Annotated in this window: 17 protein-coding genes, 1 other RNA gene, 1 pseudogene and 1 riboswitch; of the genes and pseudogenes, 4 read left to right on the forward strand and 15 right to left on the reverse strand. The window is 57.4% G+C overall.

Annotated features, from left to right (window positions below):
• Positions 1–92: 92 nt before the first annotated feature.
• On the forward strand, positions 93–1556 hold the full coding sequence (gene cls, locus EKM88_RS04065) for a cardiolipin synthase (protein ID WP_125703389.1): 1464 nt from the start codon (positions 93–95) through the stop codon (positions 1554–1556).
• 199 nt (positions 1557–1755) lie between these two features.
• Complete coding sequence (gene nrdH, locus EKM88_RS04070; RefSeq protein WP_125703390.1) at positions 1756–1986, forward strand: glutaredoxin-like protein NrdH; 231 nt, start codon at positions 1756–1758, stop codon at positions 1984–1986.
• 51 nt (positions 1987–2037) lie between these two features.
• On the opposite strand, the gene EKM88_RS04075 is transcribed toward nrdH, so the two are convergent.
• From EKM88_RS04075 to EKM88_RS04120, 11 genes and pseudogenes are all read right to left on the reverse strand, one after another.
• The gene (locus tag EKM88_RS04075) at positions 2038–3942 is read right to left on the reverse strand and encodes a M13-type metalloendopeptidase (protein WP_125703392.1); all 1905 of its coding nucleotides are present in this window, start codon (positions 3940–3942) and stop codon (positions 2038–2040) included.
• Between the two features lie 188 nt (positions 3943–4130).
• Positions 4131–4358, reverse strand: coding sequence for a hypothetical protein (locus EKM88_RS04080; protein ID WP_125703394.1), 228 nt, complete (start codon positions 4356–4358; stop codon positions 4131–4133).
• A gap of 67 nt (positions 4359–4425) precedes the next feature.
• Positions 4426–5358, reverse strand: coding sequence for an NAD(P)-dependent oxidoreductase (locus EKM88_RS04085; RefSeq protein ID WP_125703396.1), 933 nt, complete (start codon positions 5356–5358; stop codon positions 4426–4428).
• A gap of 180 nt (positions 5359–5538) precedes the next feature.
• Positions 5539–6819, reverse strand: coding sequence for a dicarboxylate/amino acid:cation symporter (locus EKM88_RS04090; RefSeq protein ID WP_125703399.1), 1281 nt, complete (start codon positions 6817–6819; stop codon positions 5539–5541).
• A gap of 4 nt (positions 6820–6823) precedes the next feature.
• Complete coding sequence (lysA, locus tag EKM88_RS04095; protein WP_125703401.1) at positions 6824–8119, reverse strand: diaminopimelate decarboxylase; 1296 nt, start codon at positions 8117–8119, stop codon at positions 6824–6826.
• A gap of 99 nt (positions 8120–8218) precedes the next feature.
• A riboswitch (Lysine riboswitch) is annotated at positions 8219–8396 on the reverse strand.
• A gap of 134 nt (positions 8397–8530) precedes the next feature.
• Positions 8531–14239 carry a mucin-binding protein gene (locus EKM88_RS04100; protein WP_225418433.1) on the reverse strand — a complete coding sequence of 1903 codons (5709 nt, stop codon included), beginning with the start codon at positions 14237–14239 and terminating at the stop codon, positions 8531–8533.
• Positions 14240–15034: 795 nt separating this feature from the next.
• A pseudogene (locus tag EKM88_RS13665) lies at positions 15035–15193 on the reverse strand (KxYKxGKxW signal peptide domain-containing protein); the annotation flags it as partial.
• A 387-nt stretch (positions 15194–15580) separates the two neighbouring features.
• Positions 15581–16705, reverse strand: coding sequence for a THUMP domain-containing class I SAM-dependent RNA methyltransferase (locus tag EKM88_RS04105; RefSeq protein ID WP_125703403.1), 1125 nt, complete (start codon positions 16703–16705; stop codon positions 15581–15583).
• Positions 16706–16815: 110 nt separating this feature from the next.
• Positions 16816–17179, reverse strand: an RNA gene (gene rnpB, locus EKM88_RS04110) — RNase P RNA component class B.
• A gap of 19 nt (positions 17180–17198) precedes the next feature.
• Complete coding sequence (gpsB, locus tag EKM88_RS04115) at positions 17199–17588, reverse strand: cell division regulator GpsB (RefSeq protein ID WP_125703405.1); 390 nt, start codon at positions 17586–17588, stop codon at positions 17199–17201.
• Positions 17589–17691: 103 nt separating this feature from the next.
• On the reverse strand, positions 17692–18264 hold the full coding sequence (locus EKM88_RS04120; protein WP_125703407.1) for a DUF1273 domain-containing protein: 573 nt from the start codon (positions 18262–18264) through the stop codon (positions 17692–17694).
• A 68-nt stretch (positions 18265–18332) separates the two neighbouring features.
• Here EKM88_RS04120 and recU point away from each other — a divergent pair, with 68 nt between their 5' ends.
• A complete protein-coding gene (gene recU / locus EKM88_RS04125; protein WP_125703409.1) occupies positions 18333–18944 on the forward strand; it encodes a Holliday junction resolvase RecU in 612 nt (203 codons plus the stop codon).
• On the forward strand, positions 18944–21259 hold the full coding sequence (locus EKM88_RS04130) for a transglycosylase domain-containing protein (RefSeq protein WP_125703411.1): 2316 nt from the start codon (positions 18944–18946) through the stop codon (positions 21257–21259). The genes recU and EKM88_RS04130 overlap by 1 nt, the downstream gene beginning before the upstream one ends.
• Before the next feature lie 65 nt (positions 21260–21324).
• On the opposite strand, the gene EKM88_RS04135 is transcribed toward EKM88_RS04130, so the two are convergent.
• The 4 genes from EKM88_RS04135 to asnS all read right to left on the reverse strand — a co-directional run bounded on the left by EKM88_RS04135 (position 21325) and on the right by asnS (position 24447).
• The gene (locus tag EKM88_RS04135) at positions 21325–21777 is read right to left on the reverse strand and encodes a deoxycytidylate deaminase (protein WP_125703413.1); all 453 of its coding nucleotides are present in this window, start codon (positions 21775–21777) and stop codon (positions 21325–21327) included.
• Complete coding sequence (locus tag EKM88_RS04140; protein ID WP_125703415.1) at positions 21770–22441, reverse strand: endonuclease III domain-containing protein; 672 nt, start codon at positions 22439–22441, stop codon at positions 21770–21772. The genes EKM88_RS04135 and EKM88_RS04140 overlap by 8 nt, the downstream gene beginning before the upstream one ends.
• A 15-nt stretch (positions 22442–22456) precedes the next feature.
• On the reverse strand, positions 22457–23065 hold the full coding sequence (locus EKM88_RS04145) for a DnaD domain-containing protein (RefSeq protein ID WP_125703417.1): 609 nt from the start codon (positions 23063–23065) through the stop codon (positions 22457–22459).
• 83 nt (positions 23066–23148) lie between these two features.
• Complete coding sequence (gene asnS / locus EKM88_RS04150) at positions 23149–24447, reverse strand: asparagine--tRNA ligase (RefSeq protein WP_125703419.1); 1299 nt, start codon at positions 24445–24447, stop codon at positions 23149–23151.
• Positions 24448–24459: the final 12 nt, after the last annotated feature.

Here is a 24459-nt window from a genome sequence, read left to right on the forward strand (position 1 = left end):
ACCACCTTTTATCAGAATGGTAACAGTGTATCAGCTAACTATTTGTAAGTAAACCCCTAATCTAAAATTTCACTTCACAAAGGAGGCGCCGCATGACCCTCATTGCCTGGCTCATTATCGCCGTACTGGTGCTCAACACACTGGGTGCCATCTTCACCGTGTTGCGTGACGTCCGGGACATTTCAACCACCTGGGCGTGGTTGCTGGTTCTGCTGTTTCTCCCTGTTCTCGGGTTCGGCATTTACTTGTTTGCCGGTCGCGGGCTGTCCGCGCGCAAGATGCAAACGATCCAGGCAGAGTACCGCAAAGGGATCGATGCCTTCGTGCAGCTGCAAAAGCGTGAATTGGCCAAGAATCAGCTGCTCCCTAAGCGGGTCCTATCGCCGGCCGCCAAGGAGCTCATCAACCTGTTTTTGAACACGGATGGCGCACCCGTGCTCGGCGATAACGAGGTGCACATTCTGACCGACGGCGATGAAAAATTTGCCGCGCTGTTTGCGGACATTGACGCCGCAACGGACCACATCTATGTGGAGTATTACACGATTTACAATGATGCCCTGGGCAACGCGCTGCAAGCACGCCTGATCCAAAAAGCCAAGCAAGGCGTCACTGTCAAGGTGCTTTACGACGCCTGGGGGAGCCAAGGTGCGACGGCCAAGTGGTGGGCCCCGCTCGTCGCTGCGGGCGGCGAAGTTGAGACCTATTTTTCCTCGCGTTACCTGTTCTTAGATTTTCGCCTCAACTACCGCTTGCACCGCAAAATCGTGGTGATCGATGACCAAATCGGCTACATCGGTGGCTTCAACGTGGGCGATCAGTACGTCTCGCGCAAGCCGAAGTTTGGGTACTGGCGAGACACGCACCTCCGCATCATCGGCAACACGGTGTTAGCCCTCAAGGTGCAGTTTTTGATGGACTGGAACGCCACCGTCCCGACTGCTCGCGAGGAACCTTACAGCCTGTCCAACGTCCCATTGAGCCGCATTAAGTCGGCACACCCGGGGGCCACCCCCATCCAGATCGTTGCCAGCGGACCCGAAACCGGCGCGCAGCAGATCAAGTACGGATACGTCAAGATGATCACCGGCGCCACACGATCGGTTTGGCTACAGACCCCTTACCTGATTCCCGATGACACGATGATTGACGCGTTGATCACGGCCGCCTTGGCAGGCATTGATGTGCGCGTGATGATCCCGGACATGCCCGACCACCCCTTTATTTTTCGGGCGACGCAGTACTATGCGGCCCTGCTCATGCGCTACGGGGTGAAGATTTACCACTACGAAAACGGGTTCCTGCACGCCAAGACCATGGTGGTGGACCAAAAAATCGCAAGCGTTGGGAGCGCCAATCTGGACATCCGCAGCTTTAAGCTGAACTTTGAAGTCAACGCCTTTATCTATGACCGCACGGTTGCCCGTGAATTGACCGCTATCTTTGAAGCGGATCTGACCCACAGTCGCCTGCTGACGCCCACCGAGGTCGCCCAGCAAGGCTGGTGGCTACACTTCAAGCAGTACGGCTCGCGCTTGCTGTCGCCGATCTTGTAGGTACGACCGCGCCAGCCAGCCGCGCTGGGCGAGTTGTGTTTGTCAGGTGAACCGGCTATACTAGTGGTAAGACGCAGGTGGTGACACGCCCCCCACATCTGGGGGTGAGCTCAGCCACCCGCAAGATGTAGTATTTTTAAGTTGACGGCAACCACAACCAATAGTATTATGGCCTTACTAGATAACGGGAGTGATGACCATGTCCAACGTAACGCTTTTCACCAAGAATGGTTGCCCACAGTGCCGGATGACCAAGAACTACCTGAAGACACACAACATTGCGTTCACCGAACACAACATCAATGAAGAACCTGAATATATCAGCTACTTGAAGGATCAAGGCTTCCAAGCCGTGCCAGTGCTTGAAGCGAATGGCCTACCCGCTTTTTCCGGATTCCGCCCGGAGGTCTTGAAGCAGTTGGCCGGCTAAACCAAAAAAATGCCGCAACGACAACATTCGTCGTTGCGGCATTTTTTTGTGTTACCAGATCGTAATGCGCTGATCCGGGGCCAGGTACATCCCATCGCCTGGTTGAACATCAAACGTCGTGTACCAGTCCGCCAGGTTTTGTGGCTGGACGTTGGCCCGAAGTTTTGCGGGCGCGTGAACGTCAACAGCGAGGAACATCTTCTGGAGCTCAAGGCGCGCCTTTTGCCGCCAGATGCGGCTCCAGTTGATGAAGAACTCGTGACCATCGTAATCCGGCAGTGCCTTGGCGGTTTCCAGCGCCGCGGCCAGGCCGCCGGCATCCGCGATGTTTTCGGATACGATCAGCTTGCCGTTGGCCTTCCCGGCTTCGGTTTCACGCCCATCGAACTGATCGATCATGGCCTGAGTCAATTCCTTGAAGTGTGCGTAGTCGGCATCTTGCCACCAGTTGTTCATGTTGCCGAACTCATCGAACTGCGCCCCATTGTTGTCAAACCCGTGCGAAATTTCGTGCGCGATGACCGCGCCGATCCCACCAAGGTTCTGACTTGCGGTTTGATCCAGCGCGTAAAATGGCGCCTGCAGGATGGCCGCTGGGAAGGTGATGTCGTTACGCGATGGGTCGTAGCACGCGTTGACCAGGTGGCCTGGCATCGCCCATTCCGTGCGGTCGACCGGTTTGGTCAGCTTGACGAGGTTGTCGGCGTGGCGAATCTGGGCCAGTGTGATGACGGTGGTCAACAGGTCCGCCTCAGCAGGCACCTTCAGTTGCGCGAAGATAGCATGCGCCTGGTCTGGGTAGCCCATCTTCAGCACCATCTTGTCCAACTTGATGATGGCCTTGTCCTTGGTTGGCTGCGACAGCCAGTCCGAGTTGGCCAGTCGGCGCTTGTAGGTGGCGATCATTTTTTCCACCAAGGCGGTCACATCGGCTTTGGCGGTTTCACCGAAGTAGGTCTTGCCGTAGTAGATCCCGACCGGCTCCGCGTAGAAGCTGTTGGCCAACCGATAGGCGTGCTTGGGCTGGCTTGGCGCTTCAGGGCTGCCGGACAGCGCGCGGCTGTACGTGCCCCCAAGTTGCCGCAGGGATTCGCTGAGGTAACTCGTTGAATCCAGGAGCTCCAGAACGTAGGCCCAGTGCTTGTATGCAGGGAAAGTCTCAGCGTTGAACAGCGTCGTGAATTCCTTCAAGAAGCGTGGGTCACCCACGATGACCGTCTCCGGCTTGGCGGGTAGCGTGGCTGCCGTGAAGCCAGCGAAGTCGAAGTCCCCCAGCTGAGCCGCCACTTCATCGAACGATTGCGGGTTATACGCTTTCGGATAGTCGGCCCACTCTTCGGAACTTTTGACATGCTTGGCGATCTCGGCATCAAACGCTAACGTATCAGCTAAGTACGCGGCCTGGTCGGCGGCGCTGAGGTCGGTTTGGGCCAGGACCTGCTTTGCCATGTCTGTCCAGATCGCAAGCAGGTGCTGGCCCTGCTCGTTGTCTGCTGCGTAGTAGGTCGTGTCGGGCAAAATGGTGCTTGGGCCGGTCAGCGAGTACTTGTTCACGCTAGTATCCTTCATGTCGGGATCAACGCTCCCCCGGAACGGGAACGGGAACAAGGCGGTGGCCAAATCCGCGGCCTGCGCATTGAACGCTACCAGGTCGCTGACTGCGGCCAGCGGTGCTAACCGCTCCAGCGCCGGCTGGATGCCAGCCGCATCGCGAGCGGTGAAGTCAGCTGCGCGCTTGTACAGCTTGGTGGCTTCTTCGAAATACGCGTCCGGTGCGGGCTTTGTCCCCGCCGCAACGGCGGCAAAGTCGGCCATCAGCTTGTCTTCAACATCATCGGCAAGGTCGGAGAATCCCCCAGTGCGGGACTTGTCTGGCGCGATCACCGCGGTTTTTTCCCATTCGCCGTTAACGGCGTCGTATAGATCATCTTGATAACGTGGTGTTGTTTCTGCCATGTGTTTCCCCTTTCGCCGGCGACTCTCACCGGACTTTAATATGACTATCATTGTAGCGCAACCTCTGACGGTTTGCACCCCCAGTTCTGCAAGTATCGCATGCGTGCCCAGATGCGACAAGTGGCGGCGCGCTAGCGCCCAAAAAAACCGGGCCTTGGCCCGGTTCGGTGTGCGGTGTTAGTTGGGAGTCAGGCCCAGGCAATCTTGGCAATCGCGTACTCTTGGATGCGCTTTGGCCCCTTCTTCGTGTTAATCATGACCGTGCTACGTTCCTGATACGGTTTGACCGTCCCGGGGACGATCGCATCGACCGTGCCATGCAACCGTTTGCGGTCAATCGTGTGGATCAGCACCTCGCGTTTCGTGAGTAAAGCATCCTCCAGTAAGCCAATGATCTCAGTGGTGCGTTGCGCCATGAGCAGTACCTCCTTTTGTTTGCTGAAACCGATTACACCCTCAGTATAACGGACGCGGCGTCAAAAATCAGTAGCCTGCCGCTAGGTCCACCTGATTCTTAAGAATTGTCCCTGTCGCTTCAAGGCTGAGCAGGTTAGGCCAAAAAATTTCAAAGACGGCCTGCCGCAAATGGGGCACGGTGCCGGAAATGTGCGGGGTGATCAGGACGTTGGGCTGTTGCCACAAGGCGGAATCATCAGGCAGTGGTTCCTGTTCAAAGACATCCAATGCGGCCCCGCTCACGCGCCCGTCAGCTAGTGCGGCCAGTAGCTCATCCGTTGCCACGGACGGCCCCCGGCCCACGTTGATGAATAGCGGTTGGGCCATGGGCTGTGAAAAGAAGTCGTGGTCGAAGTAATGGGTGGTCTGCGCCGTCAGGGGCATAATGTTGACCAGCACCCGGGCCTGCGCCACTTCCCCGCCCGCTTGCGGCGTCGTGTACACTGCAGCGAACGGTGCGACCGCGACCCCGCGGCGGCTGACGCCAACCACGCGCATGCCTTGTGTCGCCAAAGCCTGGGCGATGGCCTGGCCAACGTGGCCCGTCCCGTAAACGATTGCTGTTTCCCCTGTCAGCGTGAATTGACGGGCGCGCCGGTCGGCATTGTCCCAGGTCTTGGCGATCGGGAACAGGCCGCGGGCAAAGGCCAGCGTGGCCGCAAGTGTCGATTGTGCGATGGGCACAGCGTGAATGCCGCTGGTGTTGGCGAGGATCGTCCCTTGTGCCGCCAACTGGGCGAGCGGTAAGTAATCGACGCCGGCTGAGACGGTTTGGATGAAGCGCACTCGGTTGGGCCCGGCAAGGATTGCGGCGGCGGTGTCATCCCAGCCGAGAATGACGTCGATCGTCGGCGCCATGCTGGCGGTATAGTCAGACTTCGTGATGAAGTGCAGTTGCGGGTGTTCGGCCAGCTGGGCATCGATGCCGTCAGGTAGGCCAAAGCGCGTCAAGATATTCAAGAAATCACCTCCACTTTCTATTGTAGGCCAAAGCAGGGTGCGAACCCAACCCTTGCGTCTGGGTCAGCCACGACTAGTGGTTGGCGCGACAACCTGTCGGGAGATGCACACCAGCAAAAAAGTCGCCAATCACGACTTGTGACTGGCGACACCAATGCGAATGACTAAGGTTGGTATTGATTAATGGGCAGAGGGGTTGTCGGGGGTGGCATTCCCCTGACCGCTCGGCCCTTGTTGGGCCTGCCGGCCTTCAACGAGGCGGGCGACAACCATCGAACTTGCGAGGTTCCCCGTTGAGTTGAGCAGCGTGGCAGGGACATCGATAATCGTCGAGATGACCAAAATTAGCGGAATTGCGTTGGTGGGGAAACCAAACATGGTCACGATCAAAGTTTCGGCGATCATGCCACCCACTGGCACGGCCCCCATCACGGCACCAACGAAGAAGCCGCCTGCGATGATCAGCAGCATGTTCATGGGGCTGGTGATGTCGCGGCCAAATAAGAGGAATAAAAAGGCCACCTTGAAGACCCCGCCAATGGCCGACCCGTCTTTGTGAATATTCGCCCCTAGCGGAATGACCGTGTCCACGATGTCATCCGGGAGCCCCATTGCCTTGGCGGCAGTCAGGTTAGCAGGAATTGACGCGGCCGAAGAGCTGGTGGCGATCGCCGTGATCGCCGGGACGCTGACATGCCGCCAGTAGTTGCGTACCCCACCGCGACCACCCGCGATCGCGGCATAGGCGGTCAGAACGATGAAGAAGTAAATCGCAGCTAGGGCGAGGTAAAGCACAAAGGCGCGCAAGTAGCCGCCAACGATTTGACTTCCAAGGCTGCCAACAACGCTGGCGAAGTAGCAGGCTAACCCGATCGGCGCATACTTCATGATGTAATGAACCACCTTAAGCACCACCGCGTTCCCGGATTGCAGGAACTGGCGGAATGCTTCACCGCGCGCCCCACTGGCAGAGGTGGCAATGCCAACGAAAAGCGAAAAGACGATCATGGCCATCATGTTGGACTTCGACAGGAGTTTGGTGAAGTCGTCAACAGTGAACAGCTCCACTAAGCGCTGGAGTATGGGGATGTTGGATTGTTCGGCCTGAACGTGGCCCATAGTCGCCTTGAGGGCGGCCACATCACCGGGCTGAATGAGCGGAAACAGGCGCACGCCGCAGTAGCCGATCAGTGTCGCGATCGCGGCGGTGCCTAGGAACACCAAGACGGTGGCGCTCAGAATTTTACCGAGCCGGGCCTTGTTCCCCATTGCGCCAACCGCGCTGGTGATGGAAAAGAAGATCAGCGGAATCAAAATCATGTACATCAGGTTCAGGAACAACTCGCCGAACGGTTGCAAAATGGTGGCTTTGGGGCCCACCACTGCGCCGATAATGCCACCGATCACCACCCCACCGAGGAGCAGAAACGTTTCTTGGTAATGTTGCCAAAGATTTTTCATGGGCCTAGTCCTCACTGTAACGCAAGTCGTTTTGCGTCAAATCAGCGTAGGATTCGCGGCGCACCACGAGTTTCGCCTGCCCATTTTCGACAAAGACAACCGCCGGCCGCGGGTTCCGGTTGTAGTTGGAGGCCATCGTGTAGCCGTACGCGCCCGTGGCAAGCACGGCAATCACATCCCCTGGCGCAGTCGCCGGTAACGGGGCCGCATCGATGAGGATGTCGCCGGATTCACAGTACTTCCCCACGAGGTGCACGGTTTCGGTCGCCGGGGCCAGGGGTGTGGCGGCCTTGACCGCCTCATACGGCGCTTGATACAGCGCCGGGCGGATGTTGTCCCCCATCCCGCCATCAACAGCCACGTAAGGGCGCAGACCGGGCACCGCTTTACGGCTCCCCACGGCATACAGCTGATGGCCGGCCTCACCGACGATCGAGCGGCCGGGCTCGATCCAGATCGCCGGCAACGCGAATGGTAGCTCTGCGGCTTTGGCCGTTTGAATGATGGCCCGGACGAATTCTGCGGCTGGCAGGGGATCATCGGCGTCGGTGTAACGAATCCCAAAACCACCGCCGACATTGAGCACCTGTGGCGTGAAGCCAAGGGTCTCGTGCCAATCGCACAGGGTTTCCAGGAGTTTTTGGGTCGCACCCACGAACCCAGCCACTTCAAAGATCTGGCTCCCGATGTGCGCGTGAATCCCCAACAGGTTTAACTGCGGCGCGGCCAAGATGGCTTTGGCTGCCGCCATCGCCTGCCCGGACGCGAGGTCGAAGCCGAACTTGCTGTCGACCTGCCCGGTTTGATCGTAGGCGTGGGTGTGCGCGCTGATGCCTGGCGCGACCCGCAGAATCACATCTTGACGCTGGGTCGGGGTGGCGGCCAGCAGGGATTGCAACAAGCTGATTTCGTCAAAATTGTCCACGATAATGGTCCCAACGTGATGCGTCAGCGCCATTTCGAGTTCCGCTTGCGATTTGTTGTTGCCGTGAAACGCGACGTCTGCCATCGGAAAGTGGGCCTGAACGGCCGTGTAAAGTTCGCCGCCAGACACCACGTCGATATGGGCACCTTCTTGAGCTGCCACTTGGTACATGGCGACCGTGGCAAAAGCCTTGCTGGCGTAGCTCACGGCATAGGCGACGTGTTCAGCCTCGAAAACTTGCTTGAAACGGCGGATCTGTGTGCGGATCTGGCCAACGTCGTACACGTAAAGCGGTGTTTGGAATTCCTGGGCAAGCGCCAAGGCGTCGGCGCCGCCAATGGTCAAGTGCCCTTGGGTGTTCGTGGTAATGGTCATGAAAAATCTCCTCCTAAATGGTGGGGGTGATTCGATTGATAAAAAAATGGGGCCATTTTGTTTGACGACAGCCAAACAAAATGGTCCCAATCGGATCAATGCTTGAATAGCGCCCCGTCTATTGACGACAGTCCAGTCGCTATTCACGCCTGGCCCAACTCCCCTCGCGCAACACCTGTGGTGGAGAATTTCGGCGACCGCCCCGTTCGCAATGCGTCATGGTAGTGTGAGCTACTCGACATCGTTACTCTTGTTGGTCGCAACCTCTATCAAAGATTTACTCTAATTGATTTATTAATTATTGTCAATCGTTTTCTCATCGCCGTCACCTGAAACGATTATTGAGCACAGTAAAAGCCGGTGCGCCTTGACACCGGCTTCGTGCTGCCATTGTGGGGTGAGCGTGTGAGACTACTGTTTCTTTCGCCGCCGCCCCACGAGGCCGAATAGGCTGAGTGAACTGAGGAGAAGGAGCCAGCCCAGGCCAACGATCCCGACGGTGCTACGCTCGCCGGTTTGCGGCAAAGCCCGCTGAGTGGTCGGTTTGTCTGAGGTTGACTGGTCGTTGGCCGGTGAGGTCGGTTGCTTGACCTCGGGGTCACCTGCTGGTGTGGCTGCGTAAGTCAGCGTCGCCACCTGATCCGCGGCTTCGGCGTCGATGGTTTGACTCGGAATGCCTGGGCTTGTCGCGATAAACCCATCAATTGCAGGTGCCGGCACAGCGTCAAACGTTGGCGTGACGGCCGCCCACGGACTATACGTGACGACTGGTTCACCGCTGGCTGGATAGTCGATGGTGGCGCTCCGGGTGAACGTAATGGTTTGGGTCGTGGTTGGCCGTAGCGCGCGACCGGTCGCGGCCTCCAGATAGGCAATCGTTCGCGTGATGACGCGAATCAGTGTAGCGGTATCCACGCCTGCCGGGTAGCGTGGGCTGTCTGGATCGGCCGGATTCACGCTGGTGCCAGCGTCCTGAGGGGCATCGGGACTCACCGTGATACGGCTTGGGTAGTAGTGAACCACAATCGTCAGATCTGGCGACTCGGCTTCAATCGTTGTTGCTGCAACTGCCGGTGCGAGTGTGAACCGCGCGGGTACGGTTGGGTGGGTAACCGCATCAAAAGTGTTGGTGGTGCTGGCAACCCAGTCGCCATACGTCACAACGGCTTGGCCGGCGGCGTTGAACGCGATCGTGGCCTGACGCGTGAATCGCCGTGTTTCGACGACCGGCGCCGCGACGGCCTGGCTGGGGTTGTCGGCGTCAACGTATTGAATCGTGCGGGTGACGCTTTGATTCAAATCTACGGTGGTCACCCCTGAGGGCGCCTTAGGGCCTTCTGGGTCATCTGGAATCAGCGGTTGACCCGGAGTGAATGGTTGATCCGGGGTGACCGCATAGGTGGTGGCGTAGTACTTCACGATCGTGGTGAGATCTTCGTCTGTGGCCGTGACTGTCGCTTCGGCTGTGGCGGCTTCAAGGGCAAACTTGTCCGCAATAATCGGCGTCGTCACCGTCGCAAAGGTTGCAGTGGTTTGCGGCTGCCAGTCGCCGTACTGAACGCGCCCTGTTCCGGTTGCGTCGTAAGTGACCGTTGCGGCGCGGGTGAAAGTCAACGTCTCCGTGTGCGGCGGCGCGACGGTCACTGTTGAGTCCGCGGCATCAACGTAAGTGATGGTGCGCGTCACGGTTTGGTTCAAATCTGTTGCCGTCAGCCCATCTGGTGCTTTGGGGCTGTTCGTGTCGCCTGTGAGGATTGGTGTGCCGCCTTCAACGGGCTTGTCTGGCGTGATGGTGTACGTGGTGCCGTAGTAGTGCACGATGACCGTCAGATCGGCGGTATCTTCGGCCACAGTGACCGCGTTCACGGGTGGATCAAGCGTGAACATCGCGGAAACTGCCGGATGTGGGATAGCCGCGAAGATCGCGGTCGTCTCAGGTGCCCAGTCGCTATAGCGAACCGTCCCCACCCCAGCGGCATCGTAAGAAATTGTCGCGCTGCGGCTGAACCGCAGTGTCTGTGTTTGCGTTGCTGCGACGGCTTTAGTTGGATCAGTCGCGTCAACGTAACTGATCGTTCGGGTCACCGTTTGGTTCAAGTCATCTGCCAATAAGCCGGCGGGCGCTTTGGGCCCGTCCTCGTCGCCTGGTATGATCGAATCGCCCTCTGTCAGCGGCTGATCCGGTGTCACCGTGTACGTGGTGCTGTAATAGTGAATGATCGATGGGATATCGCTTGCCTCAGCGCTCACGCTTGTCGCCGGAACATCGGGGGCAAGGGTGAACATGTCAGGGACAACGGGGTTCACCACGGTTGCAAACGTGTCGGTTGTTTCTGCCACCCAATCCCCATACACCACGGTGCCAGCCTTGGTGACTGGATCATAGGTGAGTGTTGCCTTGCGGCTGAAGTGTAACGCCTCGCTTTTGGCTGCAGCGACAGCTTGGGTGGCATCGGCCGCGGCCACATAGGCAATTGTGCGCGTCACGGTTTGATTCAAGTCATCCGCCAACAAGCCAGCAGGTGCCTTAGGACCGTCTTCGTCACCGTCGATCACCGAGGTGCCTGGGGCGACCGGGGCCTCTGGCGTGATTTCGTAGGTGGTCGCGTAATACTTCACGACTTCGTCAAGATCCGCAGCTGTCGCGGTGACTGACACTGCCACAACTTCAGAGTTAAGCGCGAACTTGTTCTCAATCGGCGGATTCGCAACCGCGGTAAATGTATCACTTGTGGTGGGTTGCCATTCGGCGTACTGAACGGTGCCGTTACCCGCTGCGTCATAGGTAATGATTGCTTGACGGGTGAAGGTTAGCGTCTCAGTGTGCGCTGTGGCAACCGTGATTGCTGGGTCTGCGGCATCCACATAATTGATGGTGCGCGTGACGGTTTGATTCAGGTCATCGGCCGTTAAGCCGGCTGGGGCTTTCGGGCCGTTGACATCACCCGGGATGACCGGGTCATTTTCGGTTAATGGCTGGTCTGGCGTCACCGTGTACGTGGTGCTGTAGTAGTGGACGGTGATTGGTGGCAGGTCTTCATCCTCGGCGGCTACCGTCGCTTCGGGAACATCGTTGTCGCGCGTGAACATATCAGCCACCTTCGGGTTTGTCACGGTGGCAAACGTATCGGTTGTGGTCGCGGTCCAATTCCCATACACGACCGTTCCGGCCTTGGTGACCGGATCGTAGGTGATGGTTGCACTGCGGGTGAAAGCTAGCGTCTGGGTCTGCGGCGATGCCACTGATTTGCTTGGGTCTGTGCCGTCGACATACGCAATTGTGCGACTCACCGTTTGGTTCAAGTCGCTTGCCGTTAAGCCGGCGGGCGCCTGAGGGCTGTTTTCATCACCCGGGATGACCGGATCCCCTTCCGTCAGCGGTTGGTCTGGGGTCACCGTGTACGTGGTGCTGTAGTATCGAATAGTGATTGGTGGTAGGTCTTCGTCCTCGGCGGCAACCGTCGCTTCCGGGACATCATTGTCGCGCGTAAACATATCCGCCACCGTCGGGTTTGTCACGGCGGTGAACGTGTCGGTCGTGGTCGCGGTCCAATCCCCGTGTACCACGGTCCCAATCTTGGTGACCGGATCATAGGTGATGGTTGCACTGCGGGTGAAGGCTAGCGTCTGAGTCTGCGGTGATGCCACTGATTTGCTTGGGTCTGTGCCGTCGACATACGCAATTGTGCGACTCACCGTTTGGTTCAAATCACTTGCCGTTAAGCCGGCGGGCGCCTGAGGGCCGTTTTCATCCCCCGGAATGACCGGCTCCCCTTCAGTCAGCGGCTGGTCTGGCGTCACCGTGTACGTGGTGCTGTAGTAACGGATGGTGATTGGCGGTAGGTCTTCGTCCTCCGCGGCCACCGTCGCTTCCGGGACATCCTCGGCGAGTGTGAACATGCCAGCCACCGCCGGGTTCGCAATCACATCAAACGTATCGGTTGTGGTCGCGGTCCAATCCCCGTACACCACAGTGCCGACCTTGGTGATTGGATCATAGACGATGGTTGCGCTACGGGTGAAGGCCAGTGTCTGGGTCTTAGGTGGCGCCACGATTTTGTTCGCGTCTGTCCCGTCGACATAAGCGATTGTGCGACTCACTGTTTGGTTCAAGTCACCTGCCGTTAAGCCGGCGGGGGCTTTCGGGCCGTTGACATCACCCGAGATGACCGGGTCATTTTCGGTCAAGGGCTGGTCTGGCGTCACCGTGAACGTGGTGCTGTAGTAACGGATGGTGATTGGCGGCAGGTCTTCATCCTCGGCGGCGACCGTCGCTTCGGGAACATCGTTGTCAAGCGTGAACATCCCAGTCACCGCTGGGTTTGTTACGGCGGCAAACGTATCGGTTGTGGCCGCGGTCCACTCCCCATACACCACAGTCCCGATCTTGGTGACGGGATCGTAAGTGATGGTTGCGCTACGGCTGAAGGCCAGTGTCTGGGTCTGCGGCGATGCCACTGATTTGCTTGGGTCTGTGCCGTCTACGTACGTGATTGTGCGACTCACTGTTTGGTTCAGATCGCTTGCCGTTAAGCCAGCGGGCGCCTGAGGACCGTTTTCATCCCCCGGAATGACCGGCTCCCCTTCAGTCAACGGTTGGTCTGGGGTCACCGTGTACGTGGTGCTGTAATAGCGGATGATGATTGGCGGCAAGTCTTCGTCCTCGGCGGTCACGGTCGCTTCCGAGACATCAGTGTCGAGCGTAAACATACCAGCCACCGCCGGGTTCGTCACCGCGGCAAACGTGTCGGTCGTTTCAGCCATCCAGGGGTTATACGATGGCGTGCCGCGTTTGGTGATTGGATCGAAGGTAATGGTCGCGCTCCGGCTAAAGTTCAGCGTCAGTGTTTCTGGCGACGCCACTGCTTTGTTTTTGTCTGTCGCATCCACATACAAGATGGTGCGGGTCACCGATTGATTCAAATCGCCTGCTGCTACCCCGGTCGGATACTGAGGGCTATCGACATCGCCTCTGACGACAGCATCGCCTGCGTTTTTAGGGTCAAGCGGGAGAACCGTGATTTGATCACGGTAGTATTTAATGACAACCGACTCAGGGCTGGTCAGTGTCTGACCTTCAAGCGCAACGGCTCTAGTCGGGGTTTCTGTGACGTGAGGGAAGTAACCATTGACCGCCGGTGGTGTCAAAGCGTCAAAGGTGGCTGTCGTCACGGCTGTCCATGGACTGTATGTCGTCGTGGGCGTGCCATCAACATAGGTCACCTGTGCGGTTCGCGTGAACGCCAACGTACGGGTGATCCCTTCGACAGGCGTCATGGTGACGTCGTTGACGACCGGATTGTTAGTTTCAGCATCGATAAAGCGGTAGTCCAACGTGACCTCTTTATTCAGGTCGTCGTGATTCAAGCCAGCGGGCGCTTTGGGCCCCTCAGGTTGTGAGGCGTCAATAGGATCGTCCTCACTGACCGGCGCATCCGGTTGAATCGTATAGGTCGTGGGATAGTAAAAGACGGTGACATCTGGCAGATCGTCTGGTGCGGTTTGGTCGAAGCTCGCGCTGGGGACGGTTGGGACCATCGTCATGAGGTTTACTTGAGTGGGATTTGCAAGTGCCTCAAATTCGGTCTCATTGCCGTCTGCTGACCACTCGTTCCAAGTGATCGCGCTTGGATCATCAACACTAAACGATCCTGTGCGGGTGAGTGCGATCTCTTGAATCACCGGTTGCCCGAGGGATGGCTGATCAGTGGCATTCACGTAATTGATGGTTCGTGAGATCGTTTTGTGCTCAACGTTGTACCCCCCTGCAATGTCGCCGAGGTCGTTGGATTCGATGATGGTGTAGTTGGTGGCGGCAGAAATTCCTAAAGCTGCGGGATCGAATGACCAAGTGCCATCATCAGCAACTTCGGTGGTGCCTAAAACGGTGCCGTCTGTTGTTTGGATAGTGATCGTGTCACCTGCTGCGGTCCCGGTCCCAGAAATATCGGCGATGTTCGAAACGATCGGTGAAAGTTGGTAAGTTTTCGAAGCAGGTATTGCACCTAAAATTGTATAGGGAAACCAGACATTAACCGCGGTCGAGTCAACGAATGATGTTTGAAAAGTGATTCTTAGTCCGGTTGGTCCAAAATCTTCGGGGGCATAAGTTATTGTCATGGGTGTCGTAAGATTGAACGAATCACTGGTGATATTTGTAGCGACCCAGTTAACTATCTTATTGCCCTCGGTGGCTGAACGACCTAAGGGCTGAATCTGCAGGCCATTCACAGCATTTAAAGGCGTGTAACCAGTTTTGTTAGATACAATACCAGCAGGCACATATACCGTTACGGACGATTTCGTGGTTGTTTCCCATACCCCGTTTACGAGGCGCACATTTGTAACAGTTAGCGTATAGTCGGGTACTATCGGGAAATCCTTATACGCTTGCTCAGCAATGGCACGTGCTGCGACTGGCGTAGTCGAACCCGGCCCCCAAGCGATAGGTTGGAGTGTCCACTGGTCATCAGTACTCATTGAGAGTGTTGGTTGCGCAGTATGTGCATACTCACGAGCAAAGGCTTTGATTTCTTCGTCAGATTTATCGGTTATTGGACCAATAACCGCTGCGGTGGTATCGGTCTCAGTTGCGCTTTGCGGTATCACTAGGGTATCTATCGGTGTATCATCCAGTGTCTCGACCGCATCAGAGCTAGGTTGATGAACTCCTTCAGGATCAACCATCGGAGTGCTGTTTTCGTTGCTATAGGTTGTGTCATCAACGGTGACCACTTCCGAGGGAGCCGTTGATGGTTGTTTTACTGTCTCGTTGCTAATATCGGCTAAAGTATCCGAATTGTCGATTGGCGCGAGAGTAGTAGCCGATTCCTCAGCCCCTGTGTCTCCTGTGTCGAGGCTTGTCTTGGAGTTATCCGTTGTGATGGTCACAGGCGCGCTCTCTTCCGCCGCCTGAACAGCGGCAGATTGTATTGACAACCCATAGGCGAAGCTAATGGCGCTAATGCCTGCCACCAACCACTGCTTTTTACGCTTATACATCTTTCTTCGCTCAGCCACTTCGCTGGTATCCGTGGCGAGGCTCCGCACGTGTTGTTGACTGCGATTACGCATAATTCGACCACTCCTAACTTGACTTGAATCGTGGCTAAAACAAACAGTTAGTGATGCGTGACGGGTCTAAGATATCGATATCTCACGTAAAAGTAATCGAAATAACGCCAATCGTCAATTTTTGGTTAACAGGATGACTCGTTATCAGGTGTGGCATATAAAATATTACTGTTGTGATTGATGGAGCCCACGTTATTGTAAGCTACTTCGAGAATTGTTGGTGTGTAGAGACGCTAGCCAGTCGGATTGGAAAGCGAGAAATATAATTCCTAGCGAACCGCGAAGTGACGCCGAAGCAAGTAAAAAAGGCTTGTCACCGGCTTTCACAACGAAGTGAAAACGACTAGAAAAGTCGCCGGCTCAAACCTTTTTAATTGAATTTTAATCTTACCCCCGCTTCCCCCAATACTGGAACAAGTCGGTTTGCAGATTCCCGTTGTAGAGCTTGCGGCGCTTCGTGGCCTTGGTGCCGTATGATTTTTCGAAGCCGAGGTCGGCGGTCAGGATGTACTTGCTCCAACCAGGAAGCTGGCTGTAGACCTGGCCCATTTCCCGGTACAGCTTACGGGCCGCATCGAGCTCGCCCATGCGCTTGCCGTAAGGCGGGTTGGCCACGATCACACCACGCGGTGCGGTTGGCCGATTGTCTTTGACGGCCACCTGCTTGAAGGTAATGCTGTGAAGAAGTCCTGCCTGCTTGGCGTTCAGGCGCGCCACCTCGATCATCTCCTGATTGATATCACAACCGGTGATGTCCAGCTCGCGGTCAAAGTCAGCGGCGTCCATCGCGGCGTCTTTGACCTGCTGAAGCACTGCCTGATCGATAAAGGCAAAGTCCTCAAACGCGAAGTGACGCTGAAGGCCCGGTGCGATGTTCAGGCCGATCAGTGCGGCCTCAATGGGAATGGTGCCGGAGCCGCAGGTCGGATCGAGAAACGGCAGTTCTGGGCGCCAGTTGGTCAGCATGACCAGCGCGGCGGCGAAGTTTTCCTTTAGCGGCGCTTCCCCTTTGGCGATCCGGTAGCCACGCTTGAACAGAGACGGGCCGGTGGTGTCGATAGTCAGCGTCGCCACGTCCTTGAGAATGGAGACTTCAAGCGGATAGGTATGGCCGGTTTCGGGCAGGCGACCGCGGCGGTGGTAAACCTCAGCCAGCTTGTTGACGATGGCCTTCTTCGTGATGGCCTGCACGTCAGGCTCTGCGTGCAGGGTCGAGCGGACGCTTCGACCAGCAACCGGAAAGGCGGCGTCCAGTGGCAGGTATTGGTCCCACGGCAAGGCCTTCACGCCTTCGAACAGCTCGTCGAAGGTGGTCGCCTTGAACTGACCGATAACGATCTTGATGCGGTCGGCGGTGCGCAGCCAGACGTTGGCGGTGGCAATGGCGGTATCGTCACCCTGGAAGTAGACCTTCCCGTTTTCGGTGGTCGTGTCGAAGCCGAGGTGTTGCAGTTCACGGGCGGTGAGGGCTTCAAGCCCGGCCGCCATAGTTGCCATGAGTTGATGTTGCATCGTGTGCTCCTTTTTAGTCGATGTGATTAGCTTCATTGTACCGGGTTTTGACCCTAAGTTGAATTCAAAAAAACAGCCCGAGCGAACTCGGACTGTGCCTGCTTGCAGACCCCTATAAGCCATGTTTTGTTCGGGTCGGGCTTCAGGCAAACCCCGACCTTCAGTAATCATCTATCTCAGCTGTTACACTGTTGGGACCATCGGTTCAATTCCCTAGGTCTTGCGCCCCTACCAAAGTTTGGGTTACTCGCTCGCGGGGTTTACCCGTTCCAGTCCGCTGGTTTCCCAGTGGCATCGTCTCTGTGGCACTTTCAGGCGCGTCTGCATGGCCGAAGCTTTAGCAGGCGCCACCGCCGTTACCGGTCACCCGGTACCCAGGCTTATTGGGCCTGGCACGAACACTACAAGCATCGCAGCTTGTGCGGGCATGGACTTTCCTCACCTGACAGATGTCAGGCGCGATTACTCGTGATCTGCAAGCTGATCGCGACAGTTAATACCGGTCGATCCCCGTGGAATCGGTCGGTTTCTGGCCACCATCGGCCAGTTTGCTCCCGAAAACGTGACGCTCCAAGTTTGACAGCCGCTTGAGGATGTCGTAGTTGGTCGCGCTGGCACTCGGTTGCGATGGCGTGGCGGCAGCGACGCTCTTGGAGACGCTCAGCTGTTTGGTCAGCTCGTCCACGCGGCTGCGCAGGCGTGCGTTTTCCTCATTGAGCCGGTCCAACTCTGCGTTGTAGGCCTCGTAGTCCTTGATCACCAGATCGAGAAATTCATCGACCTCATCAGCGTCGTAGCCACGAACCTTGGTCTTGAAGCTCTTCTCCAAGATGGTCTTAGCGTCAAGCTGCAGATTGAATGCTGCTTCGTTGTTGTTTTCCATCACCGAACACCTCGTCATTTTCCCTAAGCACAGGATGCTTTAAGCATACCATACTCCCCTTGCTTTGAAAATGAAAAAATGCGTCACACCGGCATTTGCGTGCCTAAAAGTCGTCGTGCAGGGCAGCCTGAGCTTCCCCATACGCGCGGGCGGCTTCTTTCAGGTCGGGCATGCTGATGAGCGAAACCGGATAATCACGCCGTTTGCCCTCCGCCACTGCCGCCTGATAGGCGAACTTTGGCTTGCCGTCAAAGTCCGGGTCGTACACCATTAGCGCCTGGTCGGTGTGAGTGGCCATGAAGCGCGTGTAGCCGGCTAATTGCTGCGGGGATTCATACGGGTGACTCGAGGTGTGCCCGGTAAAGTCGACCTGCGCCGTCAGCGCCGTGAGCGTAGCTTGGTTCGCTTCGTTCCACTGGTGACCAAAATCGGTGAACGGCAGCATCATCGCGACCTGCAACATGGGAAAATCCGGCTTAAGGGTCATCGCAAGGGCCGCGCCCCACTGCTCAACGCCCTGTTCGCCCCCGGTGATCACCCAGTCGACGCCATCCTCCAGCAGGGGCACCAGCCGATTTTTTAACGCATACTTAATCACCGTGATTTTGGGGTCCTCCTGCCCGTAGGCGTTCAGCTCCCAACTTCGATAGCCTGTTAACCATAAGCGTGTGCCCATCGTTTCACCTCAATTGATTAGGCCAAAGCGGCCGTCCTTGGTATAATAGCACTAGGAGTGTGATCCAAATGCCGATTCATTATCCCAATGGTAAGCCCTATTCTGCCGCGGCGCAAATACCGGCGGCCCAGCCTGTCGAGTACGGCGGGCGCGGTATGACGCTAGAAGAGGAACTGAACCAAAGCAACCAGTACTACCGCGAGACACAGCAGGCCGTGGTGTATAAGAAACCCACCCCCTTGCAGATCGTTAAGGTGGACTACCCGTCGCGGGCGCAGGCCGTGGTGCGCGAGGCCTATTTCAAGACACCTTCCACGACGGACTATAACGGCGTTTACCAGGGCCACTACCTCGATTTTGATGCCAAGGAAACCAAGAATAAGCAGAGTTTCCCGCTCAAAAACTTCCACCCCCATCAGGTGGCGCATTTTAATGCTTGCTTAGCGCAAGGCGGGATCTGTTTTGTCGTGATTCGGTTTGTCACCTTACACCGGCTGTTCGTCTACCCGGCGAGTTGCCTGAATGGATTCTGGCAGGCGGCCAAGGCAGACGGCCGCAAGTCGATCCCGCTGAGCGAAATCGAGGCGCACGGCTTTGAACTCCACGCGCAACTGCAACCCTTGATTCCCTACCTTGAAGGTGTCAAGTGGTTGATCCAAACGAAAAGAGGAACTGACTAATGGCAAAGACAACGCCGTCGCGGGTCGCGTCTCGACGCACCCGCAAAGACCGCCCCACGCCAAAGAAAAAAAGTGGGCGCGTGATGAAAGTGTTCAAGGTGCTTGTCCTCGCCTTTGTGGCGGTGCTCGTGGCCGGACTGGGGCTGTTCGCCTGGTACGCGAAGGACGCACCGGCCGTGACCAAAGCTGATCTGATGCGTGGTGGGAGTACCGTGTTCTATGCCACGAACGGGAAAGCGATCACGAATCTGGGAACGGAAAACCGCGTTTACGCAACCGCGGATAAAATTCCCCAGCAGCTCAAAGACGCGGTGGTCGCCATTGAGGACCGCCGCTTCTACAGCGAGACGCTGGGGATCGACCCAATTCGGATCGCCGGTGCCGCGCTGAGCAACGTGAAAGCCAGGCTCACCGGGAACTTCAACGGGCTCGAAGGGGGCTCCACGCTCACCCAGCAACTGGTCAAGCTGACGGTGTTCTCCACGAAGGCTTCTGACCAGACCATCAAGCGTAAGGCGCAGGAGGCGTGGTTAGCCATGAAGGTTGAGCGCGCCTACTCCAAGGAGCAAATTCTCGAGTTTTATATTAACAAGGTGTACATGAACAACGGCCAGGTCGGCATGGCGACTGGCGCGCAGTATTACTTCGGCAAGTCGTTGAGCGAGCTGACGCTGGGCCAAACCGCATTCATCGCAGGCCTGGCGCAGTCACCGGCAGGCTATGACCCCTACGTTTATCCCGACCGCGCCAAGGCGCGGCGTGATGCCGTGCTGGGCGCGATGTTGCGCGATGATAAGATCAGCCAAAGCGATGCCGCTAAGGCCAAGGCCACCCCGATCACGGACGGCTTAAAGCCGAAAACGACCACGACCAACGAGTCTGCGGTCGATAAAGTGATCGACTCCTACCTCACCTCGGTCATCAAGGAGGTCAAGGCAAAAACGGGCAACGATCCATACACGGACAACATGAAGATCTACACCAATATGGATTATGACACCCAAAAGGAACTCTACGACATCGTGAACAGCACCGACACCATCGGCTTCAACGATGATAAGATGCAAACCGCAGTCACCCTCAGCGACCCACGGACTGGGGCCATCATCGCCCAGATCGGTGGCCGCAAAACTGGGGATGTTCGCCTCGCGTACAACCGGGCAACGCGCAACGACCGCAGCAACGGGTCCACCATGAAACCGTTGATGGATTATGCCCCGGCCATCGAGTACCTGAATTATTCCACCTACCAGCAATTTGACGACACCCCGTACAGCTACCCGGGCACGAATACCCCACTGTACGATGTGGACCGCGACTACCTCGGCCGCATTTCGATTCGCAAGGCGCTGGAGCTGTCGCGTAACATTGTGGCCATCAAGGTGCTGGACGAGGTCGGCCTGAGCCGCTCCCTCAACTTCCTCAAGGGATTGGGCATCACCCTCCCGGCTGACCAGCAAGTTTACGCCAGCGGGATCGGGGCATCGGTCACCACCGAGCAAGAGGCGGCCGCCTATGGGGCGCTGGCCAACGGTGGGACGTACTACAAGCCAAGCTATGTCAAAAAGGTCGTGATGGCTGATGGCAAAACCATCAATTTTGACAACACCGGCACGCGGGCGATGAAGTCGAGCACGGCCTACATGGTCACGGATATGCTCAAAGGGGTCATCAGCCGCGGGACCGGGCAGCTGGCGCAGATCAGCGGGCTGTATCAGGCGGGCAAAACCGGGACGACGAACTACAGCGATGAGGAGTTCGCTAACAACAGCGGGTTGCGTAACCGCGTCAAGGATTCCTGGTTCACCGGTTACACGCAAACGCGCGTGGCCAGTGTTTGGATCGGTTACGATAAGGCGCAGCAAAATGGTATCTCCCCTGCCGAGGAGGCCATTCCAAAGCGCATCTACCGCGCGTTGATGCGCTATACCACGAAGAATCAACCCAACAAGGATTGGGTCAAGCCGGCGAATGTCGTGGTTGCGCACATCCTCACCGGCAGCGACCCTGGCACCGCGGTGTCGGGTGATACCAGCGGCACGACCCGTGAGCTTTACGTGCGGGGGTATGGCCCGACAACGCAAAAGGCCGTGACGGCTTCTAGTAGCACGTCATCGTCCAGCGCCTCGACCAGCACCAGTAGCACGACCAGCAGCGAAAGTAGCAGTGTGATCAGCACCGAAAGCAGTAGTGAGCAGCCTAGCAGTGGTGGCACGCCGAGTGACGCGTCCAGTGAGCCAAGCAAAAGTAGTTCTTCCGCGGCCACCGGCTCCTCTGGTGAGCCCGGTGGGACAGACCCTGGCGGTCAGCGCTAGGCAAGCTGAATCCGCAGCACCAAAAATCGCGCCCCTTCATGATGAGGGGCGCGATTTTTGGTTGCTTAGAGCTTGATGACCGTGACGCCATGCGAGGCGAGCAAGTCCACCGCATACGGATCGTTGTGGTAATCGTGCGCATAATAGACGCTGGTCACCCCGGCCTGGATCAAGGCCTTGGTACAGTTCAAGCACGGGAAAAAGGTGACGTACACGGTCGCATTGCGCGTTGAGACGCCGTTTTCCGCGCACTGCAGAATGGCATTCATTTCGGCGTGCAGCGTGCGAATGCAATGCCCGTCGCGCATCAAGTGGCCCGCTTCATCGCAGTGTGGGTCCCCTGCGATACTGCCGTTGTAGCCGGTGGCGATGATCCGATGGGCCATCACCAGCACCGCCCCCACCGTCGCGCGCTCACAGGTCGAGCGTTCCGCAATGGTCGTTGCGAGCTTAATAAAGTAGTGGTCCCAGGACTCGCGAGTGATATGTCGGGTCGATGGGAGAATCTGATCAGTCATGAGGCGCCTCCTTAAGCGTGTTCTGGTCGTTCAGCGGGGCATAGTCGCGGGCGTACGCCGCCCACTCTGGGCCCGGCGGCAGCTGAGGCGCGCGGGCGGTCAGCCACTCGCGCCCTAGCCGAATCAGCGCACGGTGCAGGTTGATCCAAGTGGTTTCTGGCATCAACGCCTCGAGCCGGTGCTGAATCTGGGTCGGGGTCGCGCTTTGGGGGGCAATCCCGAAGCCCTTGATGATGCGCGAAACGTGGGTATCCACCGCGACACCGGGGATGTTGAATGCATCGGTACGCACAACGGTCGCCGTTTTCGGCCCCACGCCGGGGAGGCTCACCAGCGCTTTGAAGTCGCGCGGGACGGCCCCATCGTAGTGGTCGACCAGCGCCTGACTGAGGGCCTGGAGGTACTTGGCCTTATTGCGATACAGGCCGAGCCGGTCAATGTATGGTTCAATGGCCTGCGGTGTGGCCGCCGCCATTGCCGCCGGCGTTGGGTACGCCGCAAACAGCTTGGGCGTGACCGCGTTTACCGCCACATCGGTGGTTTGGGCGGACAGCAGGACGGCGATCAGGATCTGAAACGGATCGGCCGCGTTAAGCGTTGGCAAAACGCCAGGATACAGGCGAATCACCAGGTGCAATAAGGCGACGGCACGGGTGTCTTCCATGGCGGGTCTCCTTTCCTATAGTCCGAGGTGGCGGGTCTTTTCTTCCTGAACGGCGGCCGGCGTGGTCAGGTGGCGTTTTTCCCAGTCGATCAGGATGCGGTCCATGTAGCGCAGTGAGTACACGCGGTTGAGCACGGCCTCGCGGAGTGCCAGTTGAATCATCTCTGGGGCGTAGTGGTCCACCGTCAGCCAGTCGTGAATCGTCTGTTGCTCGATCGGAGACAGAGGGCGGCCAAACTCGACTTCGATCTGGCTGAAAACCGCCTGACCGACCGTTTCGGTTGCCGTCACCGTCGTTTGGTTGACCGGAGTCAGCACTTGCGCCAAAAGCGGCGTCACATCGTAGTGGTCTACAGTGCGGCCACTGCTGTCTTTTTGGCTGACCAGCTGAATCGCCTGCTTCGTGATCAGGTTCTGAATGACGGTGAACACTTCCTGCGGACGCAGTTTGGTCGCCTTAGCCAGCACCGCTAGATCCGGGGTCTCACGGTGATGTTGCGTCCACTGGGTCAAAAACAGGTAGACGACGAACTCTTGGTGGGTCAGCGCTGTCTCGGCAAAATGGGCAAACAGCGCGTCTGAAACGCTGGTCGTCCCAGCCTGCAAATAATCAGTCAAATCCATTGGCAGGGTCCTTTCTAACTCAGCGGGACCACTCCCGCTGATGAATCGCAAAACAGGCTGAGCGACGGCTCAGCCTGTTTGGATCACGGCTTGAGCCGGTTGATCATGCGTGGGAATGGGATCGCCTCGCGTAAGTGGTCGAGGTGGCAGATCCAGGTGATGGCGCGCTCGAACCCGAGCCCAAAGCCGGCGTGCGGCACACTGCCGTACTTGCGTAGGTCGAGGTACCACTCGTATTCCGCTAGATCCAGGCCCTTGGCTTCGATCGCGGCCTTAAGCTTGTCATAGTCGACCTCACGCTCGGAGCCCCCGATGATTTCACCGTAGCCTTCTGGCGCCAGCAGGTCGGCACAGACATACGTGTCATCGCGCCCTTCTTCTGGCAGCATGTAAAAGGGCTTGATGGCCTTCGGGTAGTTGAGCACGAACACCGGCTGTTCGAACTGGTCGGACAGGTAAGTTTCCTCCGGTGAGCCGAAGTCATCCCCCCACTTCACGTCAAAGCCGGCCTTTTGCAACATCTCGATGGCTTCATCGTAGCGAATGCGCGGGAACGGCAGCTTCGTGTACTGCTTGAGCGTCTCGATATCGCGGTCGATCAGCTTGAGCTGATAGGCGCAGTTGTCGATGACACTTTGAACGAGGAAGGCGATGTAGCGTTCCTGGATCTCCAGGCTTTGCGCCTGGTGCATGAAGGCCATCTCGGGTTCGATCATCCAGAACTCGGTCAGGTGGCGGCGGGTCTTACTCTTTTCGGCGCGGAACACAGGGCCAAAGGTGAAGACCTTGCCATAAGCCATGGCCCCGGCTTCGGCGTACAGCTGGCCGGACTGGCTCAAAAAGGCGGGTTTGTCGAAGTACTCGGTTTCGAACAGTTCCGTGGTCCCTTCCGGTGCGGAGCCGGTCAGGATCGGCGGGTCCATCTTGATGAAGCCCTCGTTGTTGAAGAACTCGTAGGTCGCCCGGATCATTTCGTTGCGGATCTGCTGAATGGCGAACTGACGCTTGGAGCGCAGCCACAGGTGACGGTGATCCAGCAGGAACTCGATGCCATGCTCCTTCGGGGTGATCGGATAGTCCTCGGAGCTGCCGATCACTTCGATGTCTTGAACTTCCATTTCGTAGCCGAAGTGGCTACGGCTGTCTTCGTGGATCTCCCCAGTCAGCCACATGGAGGTTTCCTGCTTCATGTCCTTGGCGGTTTGGAACACGGCTTCTGCGACCTCGTTTTTCAAGACCACGCCTTGGAAAAAGGCGGAACCATCGCGCAGCTGCAGGAAGGCGATCTTGCCGCTGGAGCGCTTATCGGTCAACCAGGCCCCAATGCGGACGACTTCCCCCACATGATCCTTGGCTTCAATGATGCGAATCTGTTCTGTCATGTCTTACTCCTT

Origin of the sequence: Lacticaseibacillus daqingensis (assembly GCF_003946115.1) — a bacterium.
Classification (GTDB): Bacteria; Bacillota; Bacilli; order Lactobacillales; family Lactobacillaceae; genus Lacticaseibacillus; species Lacticaseibacillus daqingensis.